Source organism: bacterium, from assembly GCA_016708025.1.
Classification (GTDB): Bacteria; Zixibacteria; MSB-5A5; order GN15; family FEB-12; genus FEB-12.
The window spans coordinates 101,114-113,840 of sequence record JADJGQ010000002.1; the positions used below are offsets into that span (position 1 = coordinate 101,114).

Consider the following 12,727-nt stretch of genomic DNA (forward strand, 5'->3'; position numbering starts at 1 on the left):
GCGGAAACAAAAGACCAGTTTCTTCCTCGAATCATTTCAGCAGAAGCAACTTCTTTGATAGATTGCCACTCTCAGTGGTAATTCGGTAGAAATATACACCCGAAGCGACAGGATTACCGTGGTTGTCGTTGCCACTCCAGAACACTTGGTGAGAACCTGCGGGATAGGGTTGAGTCACGACTGTCCGAACTTTTTCGCCAAGAATATTGAAGATGCTCAAATCGACGACTGCCGCCCGTGGCAAGTCGAATTGGATGATCGTTTCGCCGTTGAAAGGATTTGGATAATTCTGATGAAGCGTGAAGCGAAGTGGCAAACCACCCTCTGTATCTTCCGACACATCGGTTGGACTATCGCTGATAATGGCTACCAGACAATCTGCAGGTCGGTCAACGGTGCCAGCAAAGATACTGTCCACCGGGTCTAATAAGGGCCAGTCATCTGAGGCAGTTGCACCGACAACATAGACATTACCACTATTATCTACGTCGAGAGCCCAACACCCCTCACCACGCCTACCGCCCAATAAGGTGGAATAAACTATGTCTGAGCCATTTGGTGCGAACTTGACGATCGAGACTTCTCCCGACGCCCAGTAGATCGTTGAGTCGATAGCGTTAATGAACCTGTACTCAGGAGAATCGAAATAACCAACTACGGTGAAATAGCCTGATGAATCAACGGCAATGTCTCGGAATTCGTCATGTGATGATTCCCAGCCGCCCCAATACGTGGAAAATATCAGGTCCTGACCTGTCGGATCCAAAAGCGAGACTACCCCATCCTCCAACCAAGCCAGGCCAGCCAATGGATTCGCCAGCGGATAAGGCTGCTCATCATAGTAAACAGCGTGAGACGTACCGGTCACGTAAATACGATCTTCTGAATCTATTGCCACTCCTCTAAAGGCGTTTCCCTGCGATGCGCTCAGAAAAGTGCTAAATACTAGTGAATCTCCGTTTGGAGTGAACTTCGTAATAAAAGTCCCCACATCTCCTCTCGTAACGTCAATCGGATTGACTAGCGGAAAATACTTGTCCCATGTCCGTCCTGCGACGACAGCATGATTCGAGTTGTCAACAGCAATCGAGAAATAATCATCGGAGAATCCAAGGTACGTGCTGAAAATGAGCGAGTCGCCTTCCGGAGACATTTTGGAGACGAATCCCCACGGAACTTCCGTTGGCGCTGATCTGAACGCACTCTTGGTGGGATAATCTGTTGACCACGTATTCCCGCACCAGTAAATATTGCCAGATTTGTCTAGAGCGACACTGGTAATTGAGTCCTTTTCTAATCCACCAATCAATGTGCTAAACAGTAGTTGATTCCCGTTCTTCGTGAGTTTGAAAACAATACCGTCCGTAATTCCCTCCCGTCGTCCGGGCAAGGGCCGGTACATTGGGAAGTCGGTTGAGGTTGTTGTACCCACAACTACAATATTCCCTGACTGATCAACTTTGCATGAGGTCGCTATATCAATCTCGGTTCCACGAAACACGGCGGTCCAGAGTATGCTCCGTCCCATGGGTTCTAGTTTCGTGACGAAAATGTCCCAGTCATATGTGGTGTCTAAGTACACCTGACCCGGAAAGTCAACAGACCGAGTGTAGCCAACCACGTAAATGTTCTTCTGTTTATCTACGGAGACATCCCATGCAAACTCGTTCTGATTGCCCCCAAGGTAGCTTGAAAACATCAACACCGGATCAATGACAATCGCCAAATCACTTCGTCGGGGAGGCAAAGAGAAACCGAACGAATTTGCCTCAATTTGATATTCACACATAACTGGTCGACCCGTGGTCGCTTCATAGACAGTTGGTGGCTGTTGTGTGATCTTCCCCCAATCGGTCGCTACTACCAATTCGCCGGCGGCGCCGGTAATGAGAGAATCAATTCCTTGATAGTTGATCTGAATTGCCAGCGGGTCGGCACTTGGCGACAGTAGAAAGTCGTACTCCAAATGCCCATTTCGGAAGTAGTAGCGGAGGTCGATACCCGGATAGATATCATAGTATCTGATAGACGAAAAGGTCGGGACATCGGTTGTCCATTTGGTCGAATCATTGCCGAGGAAGTAGTTGCAATAGTAGTTCGATTCATTCTCGCCGACCACTTCTGCATTCCGATTGGCACCTACAAGCTCTTCATGCACCAGTCGAGTTAAATGCTGATCCGAGGAATCCGCCTCAGCCTCATTGCGCTTGAACAGTTGGTAGTAAAGCCCTGACCGACCAAACCAGACAACCGCCCCGTTGACTTTGGTCTGGAAGAGGATTGAATCAGGCCATTGGCCGCAATTTTGGATGAATGTCTCGGGCTTGACGATCGAACGATAACTGACCGATGGTTCAGCTAATGAAACTGCAGGTAATAGCAGCACCAGAAAGAACAATAACTTCGACACAACTCCACCCCGACAGGGATAACTCTCTAATTGGTAGTAATATACAATGAATGTCAGAATGTGCAAGCCTGAGTTCAGTCCGGCTAATTCGCTTCAGGCCGATCCCCATATGGATAAGAGCCTCTTTCATTTAGCACCTCTCCATTGTATAATCCCCATATGTCACTGCTCCCTGTTTTAGTACTGCTTGCGGCGATGGCCGGACCCTCGGAAAAAACCGTTATCCAACCGACCGCCGGTGACCGCCCGTTTGCCATGGATTCGCTCCTGGTCGCCAAACAGAAGCGGATATCTCCGGACATGCTTCGCGATATCGGCTTTGTCCGCTATACCGCGCTGTTGATGCGGTCGCTTGATGGTGACACCACGGTCGATTACTCCCGGATGCGCTTCTGGTTCACCCAGACCAGAAAGTATGATCCGTTCTGTCTCTCTCAGGGGAATCAGGTTTGTGAGTTCCGCGACTCGATGCACCTCGCGTATACGGCTAAGAATTGGAACGCCGTGCGGCAATATGCCACCAGGATACTCCAGCGCGAGCTGTGTGATATCGAGGCACAGTCGCTGGCCTCCACGGCCAACTTGCAGTTGGGAGATTCTACGCTAGGGCAATTGCAGGGATGGACCTCCCGAAAACTTCTTGAGTCGATTCGCAGTTCCGGCGACGGTAAATCCCCCGAGACCGCGTACAAGCTGATCTCAGATCTCGAAGAGCGTCCTCTCCTTGCCTACCTCGGTTACACCAAGCGCGAGGTAGAGACAGTCGAAGAGGCGGGGCGGGTATTCGACAAAGTGAAAGCAGTACATAACGAGTCAAAGAAAACGGTTGATCTTTGGTTTGACCTGACCCTTCCGTATATCCATCTGGAGCAGTTGCCTGATTCGGTCAAGGCCGCCCGTACACGCGGTCAGAAGAAGTAGCCTTCGGTCGCTGCTTCTCGCATTAATTCCTGCCGCTTGACTCAGTTTCTTGAGCAGTCGATATTGCGGCATGAATAATCCCCAACCAGATCATACAGATTCCGCCACCCGCATTGTTGAAGTGGTCTTTCCTTCGCTGGTCAATCACTACGGCACTCTATTCGGAGGGATCGCCCTCCAGTGGATGGACCGTGCCGCCTGGGTCTGCTCCACCCGCTTTACACGGAAGGAGATGGTGACGATCGCCTCGGACAAGATCGTTTTCAAGAAACCGGTCCCGCAGGGGAATCTGGTGGAACTGATCGCCAAGATCGGACGGGTCGGGAGGACCTCAGTGACGGTCGAGGTTGAGCTCTACTCGGAGAATCCGCTCTCCGGAATTCGCGAATTGGCGACTAAGGGGGACTTTGTCATGGTGGCTGTCGATCGCAACGGCAAACCCGCGCCGATAAAGGACTGACCGGGAGACTGGCTTATATGCGTCCGCTTTTTGTTCTTTATGTCAGCGATCAGGCACGTGCCCGCGAGTTTTACCATGCCGTCCTTCAGATGGAGCCATCGCTCGATGTCCCCGGCATGACGGAGTTTCCGCTCGGAGATTCTGCCTTACTCGGACTGATGCCGGCTGCCGGTATCAAGCGCCTGCTTGGCGAATTACTCCCGGATCCGGCCAGCGCGTCCGGCGTCCCGCGCGCCGAACTTTATCTGATGGTCGCATCGGCGCAACCATATATAGACCGTGCGCTCATTAACGGCGCACGACAGCTCTCACCGCTCCATGCGCGTGATTGGGGACACGCCGTCGCATACTTTCTCGATCCGGATAATCATGTCCTCGCGATCGCAGAAGTACCAGGAGGTTGATCTCATGAAAGCAGCAAAATCCAAAGCAACGAAGGAATGGTTCGAAGAGCTCTTTCCGATCTTTCGAACATTCTTCGACAACATTTCTCCCCGCACGACGCGAGCCGAGGTTGAAGCGCTCGTTCGCTATTTACGACTCAAGAAGGGGCAGACATTTCTCGACTGCCCGTGTGGGATCGGACGGATCTCTCTCCCGCTGGCTGAACGCGGCATTAAGGTGACCGGAATCGATATCACAACATCGTATCTGGATGAACTGGAGACAAAGGCACTGTTGCGCGATCTTCCGATCGAATTGCAGAATCGCGATATGCGGAAGATCACGTTCAGAAATCAGTTTGATGCGGCCGGAAATCTCTGGACCTCGCTCGGCTATTTTAAGACCGACAAGGAAGATTATGAAGTACTGAAAAGGATCTATCGCGCGCTGAAACCGGGCGGGAGATTTCTCCTCCACATCATCAACCGTGACTGGATTATCCGCAATTTCTCGGCAAGCGGCTGGGAAAAATCGGCCGGGGTTCGATATTTCGAGCGCCGCAATTTTGATTTTGCTACGTCGCACAATCGCTCGCAGTTGACCATTTATACGAAGCAGAAACGATCCAAACTGGATATGAGCATCCGAATGTATTCCCTGCATGAATTGATCGCGATCTTCGAGCGGATCGGGTATGTTGATATCAAAGCATACGGTGGGTTTCATGAAGAGCCGGTGACGCTGGAGAGCCGCATGATCTGGCTGAGTGGAAAAAAGCCGAAACGCTGATTCTGCTGTCTCAATCTCATTATTCGAATTTTCCGCGCTGCAATAGTCGTCCTAAATTCCTATAACACAATCGCTTTCGATTCTGCCCACTAGTTGGGAACCTCGCCCCGTCTTATCAGTAAGACTAATATGGGGGTGTTGACTCGAGAATCTGTCTGATTCTCCGGAATGGAGGAAATGCACATGCGGCTTATCATTGTCGCAAATCGCCTTCCGGTGTCCATTCGATATGATCAAGGCACACCGATCTGTGAACGAAGTCCGGGCGGACTTGTCAGCGGGCTCGCCACCTGGCTGGAACGTCTCAAAAAACAACGCACCGAGATTGAAGAGACGATCTGGATTGGTTGGCCCGGCTCCGCAATACCGGAGAAAGACCGCGCCGATCTGGCTATCGAACTCCGGAATCAGGGTTCGCATCCGGTCTATCTTTCGGTCGAGGACATGGAGCAGTTCTATCTCGGCTTCTGCAATGCCACCCTCTGGCCGCTTTTCCATTATTTCCTGGTGTATGCTCAGTTCTTCGAAGAGCATTGGACGGAGTATGTGCGCGTCAACCGGCTTTTTGCCGATGCGGTACTTGAGATCGCTCGCCCCGACGACCTGATCTGGGTGCAGGACTATCATCTCATGCTGGCTCCCCAGATGATCCGCGAACGGATCCCCGATGCATCGATCGGCTTTTTCCTGCACATTCCCTGGCCGTCATATGAGGTTTTTCGCCTGCTTCCGACTCAGTGGCGTCGCGGCATTCTTGAGGGACTTTTGTCCGCCGACCTGATCGGGTTTCACACGCCGGAGTACCGACAGTATTTCCTGCAGAGTGCAATGCGGATCATGGGATATGAGCATAACATGGGACGCATTGCGATGCCCAATCGCCTTGCGCTGGCCGAAACCTTTCCGATGGGGATAGAGTTCGATACCTGGCAAACACTCGCCCGCTCGGCGGAGACGGTCAAAGAGCGCGCCGAGCTGGAGCGCCATTTCAAGGGAACCAAGCTGATCCTCTCAATTGATCGACTCGATTATTCCAAGGGGATCAAGACCCGCCTGAAAGCGTTTGCCCGCTTCCTCGAGAAATATCCTGAATGGCATGGGCGAGTCACCTTCATTGTCATAGTCATCCCGTCCCGTGTGGGTGTGGAGAAATACGATGAAATGAAACGAGAGATCGACCGCGAGGTCGGCAAGGTAAATGGACGGTTCAGCCAGTTGCACTGGACGCCCATCCAGTACCAGTTCAGATCGGTCCCGCCGCATCAGCTTTCGGCGCTCTATCGTGCCTCATCGCTTGCGGTAGTGACCCCACTTCGGGATGGAATGAACCTGATCGCCAAAGAGTATGTCGCCAGCCGGATAGAACTCGATGGCGTTTTACTCCTTTCGGAACTGGCTGGCTCCGCGCGCGAGCTGACCGAGGCGATCCTGGTCAATCCGCACGATATCGAAGAAGTAGCCGAGGGGATCCAGCTCGCCCTAAAGATGCCGATCGAGGACCAGATGATACGAATGTCTGCTATGCAAAGCAGACTGCAACGATACGACGTTAATGCCTGGGCTGACGATTTCATGAATTCACTATCGCAGATCAAACAGGAGCAGCAGCGTCTGTATGCCCGTGCGCTCCAGCCGCGAGATCGTGAGCAGATGATTGACTCATTCCAAAATGCAGAGAATCGTCTGTTGTTACTCGACTATGACGGCACCTTGATGCCGCATTTCGACCACCCCCAGTCGGCCCAGCCGACAGACGATATTCTCTATCTGCTGGAGGCGCTTTGTGCCGATGAACGGAATCAGGTGGTGATGATCTCGGGAAGAGACAAGGAGACGATGGCCGCCTGGTTCGAACCACTTCCGATCAACTTGATCGCCGAGCATGGGATCTGGATCCGATCGATCGGCCATGGCTGGCGAACACTGAAACCTGCCACCAACCAATGGAAGCCGCAGATCCTCCAGTTGCTGCAGGCTACTTCCGATCGACTCCCCGGCGCCTTCGTTGAAGAAAAGGAATACTCGGTGGCCTGGCACTATCGACGTTCCGATCCGGAGCTAGCGGCGATCCGGGCAGCGGAACTTCGCGACACCCTGGTCAATCTCACTGCCAATATTGATCTTCAGGTGTTGGCGGGGAAGAAGGTGATCGAGGTGCGAGTCTCCGGGATCAACAAGGGGACCGCGGCACTCGACTGGATGTCGCAGGCTAAAGCGGATTTCGTGCTGGCAATCGGCGATGACTGGACGGACGAGGATCTCTTTGCGGTACTGCCGGAATCCGCTTACTCGATCCGAGTCGGGATGGTCCAATCACGTGCGAGGTTTAATGTGCGAAGTTACCTTGATGTCCGACAGTTGCTCGAACAGATGGCCTGGGACACGGAGGCAGCGCGATGAATACAACTCCCCCTTTTCGTTTTTACTCCCGCTCTCACCAGGTGCTGTTACTTGGGCTCAGGGCGCGGTCTGCTACCGAACTGCTGGCAGGCATTCGCACTGTTCCGCCGGCCTCCATCTATTATCACACGCATCATTTTTTGCAGCAGCACCACTATCTTTCGCCGGAACCGCCCAATGATTTTGCTTTCTGGATCGGCAATGTGCTGAATCTCGACGGCCTTTCGGAAAGTCTGGCCAGTGTGGATATCGTCTCCTACAAGCAGGTCGAGGCGATCCGCGCTGCCTTTATCGAGCGGATCGACAGCTATCTCCAGGCGGGAGGGCACCAGACATCGTCTTCAGCCGGCGAAGAATTCCACTTCATCAGTTGCCGCACGTTCATCGTGCCCACCCCTTATTTGGTGGCCGATCTCAAAGAGTTTTGCAGTGCGCTGGAACAGGTCAGCCTCAATACGCTCTATTTCCATGTCTTTGAGGCGCCACTTCGTCTCAAGCGGGATGAGAATGATTTCTCCGCCTGGTTCCGCTTATTGGGCAAGGAGAAGCTTGCATCTGAGATCAGTACGTTCGACCCATACACCATCACTCTCGAACGCCTGCGGAAACGTCTGTTAACCACGGTGGGACGATATGCCTGAACTACGCGACTATGCCGAACTGGTTGGTCAGGGGACGATCGACGAACTCCGGGCGCTCGCCTCGCATCTCGAGGGGAAGGAGATACAGAATATCAACTCCACTGCAGTCGGCGGCGGCGTAGCGGAGATATTGAGCCGCATGATCCCGCTGTTACGCGAAATGGGGGTGAATGCACGCTGGGATGTCATCAAAGGGGATGAGCAGTTTTACTCCACTACCAAGAAGATGCACAACGGTCTGCATGGTGTTGAGGTTGCCATCTCCCCCGAAGAGTGGGAGCACTTCCTGCAAACCAATCGCCAGAATGCCGCGGAAATGTCCTTCGCTCGCGACATCACCTACATTCATGATCCCCAGCCGATCGGGCTGGTCGAACGCAAGAGCGAGATCGGCAGCAAATGGCTCTGGCGTTGTCATATCGATGTCACCAATCCGCGGCCAGAATTGATGGCGCTTCTGGATCCGTACATACAGCAGTATGATGCGGCAGTCTTCTCGGCGCCGGCTTTCGCCCAGACGCTCTCTATTCCGCAGGTCCTGATCGCACCATCGATCGACCCACTCGCCGACAAAAATAAGGAACTGCCGCAGTCAGTGATCGATTCGATCCTCGAACGATTCGGTATCGATCGCGACCGGCCGATCGTCACCCAGATCTCCCGATTTGACTATCTCAAGGATCCGGTCGGCGTCATCAAAGTCTACAAGATGGTGAAACGACATCTCGACTGCCAACTGGTCCTCGCCGGAGGCGGTGCAACCGATGACCCGGAGGGGATGCAGGTTTTGCAGGAGGTCCGGGCCGCGGCGGCCGATGATCCGGATATTCACGTCTTGTTTTTGCCCCCATCGAGCGATATAGAGATCAACGCCCTGCAGCGAGCCTCGGCGGTCGTCATGCAAAAATCACTCAAGGAGGGATTTGGACTGACTGTCTCGGAAGCACTCTGGAAAGGAAGACCCGTCATCGCAACGGCGGTCGGCGGCATACCTCTGCAGATCGCCCATCGCTATTCGGGAATGCTGTCGCATTCGATCGAAGGGACCGCGCATTACCTGAAGCAGTTGTTACAGGAGCCGGAATTTGCCGAAAAATTGGGGAAAAACGGGAAGGAACATGTCCGGACCAACTTCCTGATCACCCGACATATTCGCGATTATCTGCTGCTGTTTTTGTCGGTCTATCACGAGGGAGATATTGTCCGATTGGATACTGAGCCCCACTAATAGCGATCAGCCGGAACTGTTCACGCCTTGGCCGAGGGATCCCTGGGTTGGAGAAATTCCTCTGTTGTGATCTTTGGTTCCATGAAACTTGACGGAGATATTCCCAGCGCAAAACCGGGGATCAACGTATTGGCCAGCGTATACACGATCAACCCACCGAACAGATAGCCGGGAAGGTCAAAGCGATCTCGCAGGATCCCGGCGAGTACCAGAGTAAAAACCAGTGTCGGCAACATTGACGCGCTGATCCGCATCCCAACCTTGAGCGGTTCTTTGAGCACCATTCGTCGGTGCAACGCCACCGGTAGAAGTCGAAGTGGCACCATTATCAGGATGAATCCACCACCGACCAACAAAGCGAGCGGGCTGAAATCAGATCGTTCCAGATGCAAGCCCGCGGAAAAGAAATAGAACGGGATGAAAAACGATGCAAACAGCTCCAGTGCATGCATGGTTTTATCAGAGGCGAGCGCGGGTAACTCGTGCTGAAACCGGTGAGCCACCAGTCCGACAATGAAGGCCCCGACCAGATAGTAGACCCCCAGCCGCAGAGTCACAAACGCCGCCGCTACCGCGACGATCACCATGAAGGTAAATTCCGTCCGCGGCGCGTACGGCAGTATCCAGTCCGCGAACATCTTGAATAACAGTGGCAACAGGATCACCAGCCCGGCCATGATCCCCAGCGACTTGGCAAACTGCGGCACAGTGGTTGTCTGCAGCACAAAAAATAGAACCAGCAATGCGACAATCTCACTTGCGATCGCCTTGGTCCGGATCCAGAAACGTTCCTGTTCCGACAAGCCAAGCGAATGCAGAGAATCGAGAATGAATCCGGTGGAGGGAGTGATCAGTGCCAGCGCTACCAGCATAGCCGGTCGCAGATCAAGCTTGAACAGCCATACTGCGAGCACGGTCACCAGTGCCAATGAACCCACGAACAGCGCCAGATGTTGTGCCACTATCCCGCGATGCCGGTACAACTCGACAAAGTCAACATCCAGCCCCGCAAACAGAAAGAGCGCCACAATTCCGAGAGTAGCCAGCATCTGGACTGTCCCATCCCCGTGGAACAGCTCCAATCCCAATCCGGCCACTGCGCCCAAACCGACACAGGTGATTGCGCTCGGCAAGCGAAATCGCTGTAATACACGCGGCACGATGAACAGCGCAAACAGCAACAGGATATAATAGAGTTCGTTGGAAGAGACAGCCATAGTCCATTTTATGGCCGGAAGGATGGAATATGCAAGAGAAATTGCGCTCTAAAAGACGCCTAGCGGTCGAGTATGGTCGGACGGTTCGGCAGTTCATCGGTATCATCCGACTGCCGTGGAAAGTGTGCGGTCAATTGTGAGCCGATCTCCTGGATCGCCTCGATGATCCCTTCCGCATGCGCACCGGCCTTGAAGCCGCGCATGATCATCGCATGCGGTTTATCCCAGTAATCTGCCGGTAGTTTTGAGGCGATCAGTTTGTCGGCCATCACCGCGGCCTGTTCTTCCTCAAGCGAAACAAAGATCAGGACGGCTGTTTGTCCTTTGGTTGGAGACAGTTGCGAGAACAGCTCAAGTCCGCGTTTCCAGACAATACCGCGACAGCGCATCCGATTTTTCATCAGTCGGCCGCCCAGAAAAAACGCGACCAGAAAACCAACAACTCCAAAAAGCGCTCCCTGAACCAGGTCGTAGTCGTATCCCCAGGCATGTTCGCGAGTGAGAAAAAGTCCAATGATCAGCGAGACAATACCGATCAGAGAAGCGACCAGCGATTTCTCCAGCAACCAGTTTTTGGAGCGTGAGGCTACCTGCACGACCAGTTCACCGGCCGAGTGTGATTCGGCCCCGGCGATCGCTTTTTCGATCGCATCCATGTCATTTTTGGAGAAATATTTGTCTGCCAGTGTCGCCATGTCACATCACCTTACCATCCACCGCTGGCGCCGCCGCCGCCGGATGAACCGCCGCCAAAACTGAATCCACCGCCGCCACCGGATGAACCGCCGCCAAAGCCGCGTCCACCCATCATGCCGCCACCGAACCCGCCGAATGGCCCACCCGAGGTCCAGGAGGAACCACGCTTACTGCGACGGATCGCCGGCAGAACGAAAAAGAGCATGAAGATCGCCAGCCCGACGATCGGGAAGGGGAGATCCTTCTTGCTTTTCTTCTTCTTCGGTGGATTGTACTCACCACCGATCGCCTGGATTATGCCGTCGATCCCCATCGATATCCCTTCGGCAAATTTCCCCTGCCGGAAAAGATCCGACATGGGAGCATCCTTGCGAATCAGCCGCGAGGACTCGATATCGGTCAGGTCGCCTTCGAGGCCATACCCGACTTCAACGCGTGTCCGCTTTTCATCGAGAGCGATCACCAGCAGGACGCCATTGTCCTTACCTTTGGCGCCGATTCCCCAACTTTTGTATATGCCATACGAGAAGTCTTCGATCGCCATCCCATCGAGCGATTGGACGATCAGCACACCTATCTCGTTGGTTGATGCCTCACGATAACTGATGATCTTCTGCTCAAGCTGCTGTTCCTCTGACTTGGAGAGCAGTCCGGCCATATCAGTGACCGGACCATCGTATTTGATCGTCTCTTTGGCCGCGACCGGAAGGGTCAGCAGCAGAGAGAGAAGCCCGACAAGAAAGAACAGTCGCTTCACAGTCATCTACTCGTTAGTTGCCGCTCGGTTGGCCGGAATTGAAGGCATCCTTCACGCTCGGCGCGGTCTGCGCTTCAGCCTGTGCCGCAAAGAAAGTCCGCTCGTATGCGAATCCAAAGATCGCGCCGGCGATCAGCGGGCCGACCCCTTTCTGACGGTAGACATTGTACTCGCGCACGGCATCGTTGTACGCTTTCCGTTCCTGCGCGATACGGTTTTCGGAACCCTCGATCGCGGCCATCAGGTCGGAATAGTTCTGGTCCCCTTTGATCTCGGGATACTGCTCCACCACCACATTGATGAATGAATTCAACTGGCGGGAGAGCTGACCGGAGATCGAATCGAGCAACGCCGGGTTCTGCTGTCCCAGCGCATTGTCGGCCTGCGATTTCAGGTCGATCACGCGCTGACGCATGGCGATGACATCAACCAACGTCTGCTGTTGGCGCTGCATGAAATTATCCACCGAGGCGACCAAATTCGGGATCAGGTCGAATCGGCGCTGATAGACATTCTGCACCTGCGCCCACTGCTGGTCGACAGTGGTGTTTTTCTCGATCAGGCCGCCACGAGCCGACCAGATCCATCCACCGAGGATGATCGCCAGCAGTAGCAGGACACCGAGGATAATGCCGAAAACCTTCATGGGTTCTCCTTGTATCGATATCTGTTGTTATCAGGTTATCCGGCCGGAGCCGGTTGTATGACTACTACTATGTACCGAATCGATTATTCAGAAGAAAGTGAAAAATTTGGGGTGCGAGAGCGCTTTGGGAGTCGTTGGGTTTCGGGTCTCGTCTCTGAAACAAGTTCAGGGCATGCTC

The 12,727-nt window shown here is 53.6% G+C and carries 12 protein-coding genes; 7 read left to right on the forward strand and 5 right to left on the reverse strand.

The window, feature by feature from the left end; translation table 11 throughout:
• Positions 1–31 precede the first annotated feature (31 nt).
• Positions 32–2,410: an SBBP repeat-containing protein gene (locus IPH75_06805; protein MBK7141770.1), complete on the reverse strand. Its 2,379-nt coding sequence runs from the start codon at positions 2,408–2,410 to the stop codon at positions 32–34.
• A 159-nt stretch (positions 2,411–2,569) separates the two neighbouring features.
• Between IPH75_06805 and IPH75_06810 the strand changes: the two genes are divergently transcribed.
• The 7 genes from IPH75_06810 (at position 2,570) to IPH75_06840 (ending at position 9,233) form a co-directional block, all read left to right on the forward strand.
• A complete protein-coding gene (locus IPH75_06810) occupies positions 2,570–3,331 on the forward strand; it encodes a DUF4919 domain-containing protein (GenBank protein ID MBK7141771.1) in 762 nt (253 codons plus the stop codon).
• 70 nt (positions 3,332–3,401) lie between these two features.
• Positions 3,402–3,791 carry an acyl-CoA thioesterase gene (locus tag IPH75_06815; protein MBK7141772.1) on the forward strand — a complete coding sequence of 130 codons (390 nt, stop codon included), beginning with the start codon at positions 3,402–3,404 and terminating at the stop codon, positions 3,789–3,791.
• A 17-nt stretch (positions 3,792–3,808) separates the two neighbouring features.
• Positions 3,809–4,195: a glyoxalase gene (locus IPH75_06820; protein MBK7141773.1), complete on the forward strand. Its 387-nt coding sequence runs from the start codon at positions 3,809–3,811 to the stop codon at positions 4,193–4,195.
• Between the two features lie 4 nt (positions 4,196–4,199).
• On the forward strand, positions 4,200–4,964 hold the full coding sequence (locus IPH75_06825; GenBank protein ID MBK7141774.1) for a methyltransferase domain-containing protein: 765 nt from the start codon (positions 4,200–4,202) through the stop codon (positions 4,962–4,964).
• A gap of 183 nt (positions 4,965–5,147) precedes the next feature.
• Positions 5,148–7,364, forward strand: coding sequence for a bifunctional alpha,alpha-trehalose-phosphate synthase (UDP-forming)/trehalose-phosphatase (locus IPH75_06830; protein MBK7141775.1), 2,217 nt, complete (start codon positions 5,148–5,150; stop codon positions 7,362–7,364).
• The gene (locus IPH75_06835; protein ID MBK7141776.1) at positions 7,361–8,005 is read left to right on the forward strand and encodes a hypothetical protein; all 645 of its coding nucleotides are present in this window, start codon (positions 7,361–7,363) and stop codon (positions 8,003–8,005) included. The genes IPH75_06830 and IPH75_06835 overlap by 4 nt, the downstream gene beginning before the upstream one ends.
• Positions 7,998–9,233: a glycosyltransferase gene (locus tag IPH75_06840; GenBank protein MBK7141777.1), complete on the forward strand. Its 1,236-nt coding sequence runs from the start codon at positions 7,998–8,000 to the stop codon at positions 9,231–9,233. The genes IPH75_06835 and IPH75_06840 overlap by 8 nt, the downstream gene beginning before the upstream one ends.
• A gap of 20 nt (positions 9,234–9,253) precedes the next feature.
• Here the strand turns inward: IPH75_06840 and IPH75_06845 are convergent, their stop codons facing one another.
• Genes IPH75_06845 through IPH75_06860 form a run of 4 tightly spaced genes read right to left on the reverse strand, consistent with a single transcriptional unit; the run spans position 9,254 to position 12,549 of the window.
• The gene (locus IPH75_06845) at positions 9,254–10,450 is read right to left on the reverse strand and encodes a cation:proton antiporter (GenBank protein MBK7141778.1); all 1,197 of its coding nucleotides are present in this window, start codon (positions 10,448–10,450) and stop codon (positions 9,254–9,256) included.
• A gap of 59 nt (positions 10,451–10,509) precedes the next feature.
• Entirely contained in the window at positions 10,510–11,145 is a 636-nt protein-coding gene (locus tag IPH75_06850) for a hypothetical protein (GenBank protein ID MBK7141779.1), read from the reverse strand.
• An 11-nt stretch (positions 11,146–11,156) separates the two neighbouring features.
• The gene (locus IPH75_06855; GenBank protein ID MBK7141780.1) at positions 11,157–11,903 is read right to left on the reverse strand and encodes a TPM domain-containing protein; all 747 of its coding nucleotides are present in this window, start codon (positions 11,901–11,903) and stop codon (positions 11,157–11,159) included.
• A 13-nt stretch (positions 11,904–11,916) separates the two neighbouring features.
• Complete coding sequence (locus IPH75_06860; GenBank protein ID MBK7141781.1) at positions 11,917–12,549, reverse strand: LemA family protein; 633 nt, start codon at positions 12,547–12,549, stop codon at positions 11,917–11,919.
• Positions 12,550–12,727 lie beyond the last annotated feature (178 nt).

Bases quoted from the DNA above. Each gene is read 5' to 3' on its own strand.
- IPH75_06815 (MBK7141772.1), top strand. From the start codon at position 3,402: ATGAATAATCCCCAACCAGATCATACAGATTCCGCCACCCGCATTGTT.
- IPH75_06835 (MBK7141776.1), top strand. From the start codon at position 7,361: ATGAATACAACTCCCCCTTTTCGTTTTTACTCCCGCTCTCACCAGGTG.
- IPH75_06840 (MBK7141777.1), top strand. From the start codon at position 7,998: ATGCCTGAACTACGCGACTATGCCGAACTGGTTGGTCAGGGGACGATC.
- IPH75_06820 (MBK7141773.1), top strand. From the start codon at position 3,809: ATGCGTCCGCTTTTTGTTCTTTATGTCAGCGATCAGGCACGTGCCCGC.
- IPH75_06845 (MBK7141778.1), bottom strand. From the start codon at position 10,450: ATGGCTGTCTCTTCCAACGAACTCTATTATATCCTGTTGCTGTTTGCG.
- IPH75_06825 (MBK7141774.1), top strand. From the start codon at position 4,200: ATGAAAGCAGCAAAATCCAAAGCAACGAAGGAATGGTTCGAAGAGCTC.
- IPH75_06810 (MBK7141771.1), top strand. From the start codon at position 2,570: ATGTCACTGCTCCCTGTTTTAGTACTGCTTGCGGCGATGGCCGGACCC.
- IPH75_06860 (MBK7141781.1), bottom strand. From the start codon at position 12,549: ATGAAGGTTTTCGGCATTATCCTCGGTGTCCTGCTACTGCTGGCGATC.
- IPH75_06830 (MBK7141775.1), top strand. From the start codon at position 5,148: ATGCGGCTTATCATTGTCGCAAATCGCCTTCCGGTGTCCATTCGATAT.
- IPH75_06850 (MBK7141779.1), bottom strand. From the start codon at position 11,145: ATGGCGACACTGGCAGACAAATATTTCTCCAAAAATGACATGGATGCG.